The following is a 439-nucleotide window of genomic DNA, read 5'->3' as shown; positions in this document are numbered from 1 at the left end:
CAAATGACATAATCTCAATTGCACCTGTATCATCAAAATTCCTCAACACTACTTCAGAAACGTCCTTAACAAATACTTGAATATAATTATTTGAATTAACAGAAGCCTGATTATACGTAATAGTTTTAACTTGACCATCTACTTTTTTAAAATCAATAGCCAATTTATCACTAGTCCACTTATTTGTTTTTATATATAAAAAACCTGATACATTTGATACTTTAGGTAATTTAAATCGAATTTCCCGACAAGTCTTAAACAAAGTTTCTCCTGTTGAAGGATTACCATCAGTTATCTTGGTTACTGTAGAACCACACATACTACCTGATACACCCTTCAGCAAATCATTTCCTAAACTTGCACGAGAAACCTCAGCAAATGCACTTGTATCACCTATAAATAAAATTCCAAGTAATAAAGGCACTACTAATAAAAATTT

General features: G+C 30.5%; 1 protein-coding gene. It reads right to left on the bottom strand.

Annotated elements, in window-relative coordinates; genetic code table 11:
- On the bottom strand, positions 1-439 hold a 439-nt coding region (locus FE392_RS22690), incomplete at both ends, for a hypothetical protein (RefSeq protein ID WP_319931938.1).

Origin of the sequence: Xenorhabdus santafensis, from assembly GCF_033949405.1 — a bacterium.
GTDB classification, from domain to species: domain Bacteria; phylum Pseudomonadota; class Gammaproteobacteria; order Enterobacterales; family Enterobacteriaceae; genus Xenorhabdus; species Xenorhabdus santafensis.
The sequence above is the reverse complement of the archived record's forward strand: the minus strand, read 5'-3'. Positions and strand labels throughout refer to the sequence as shown.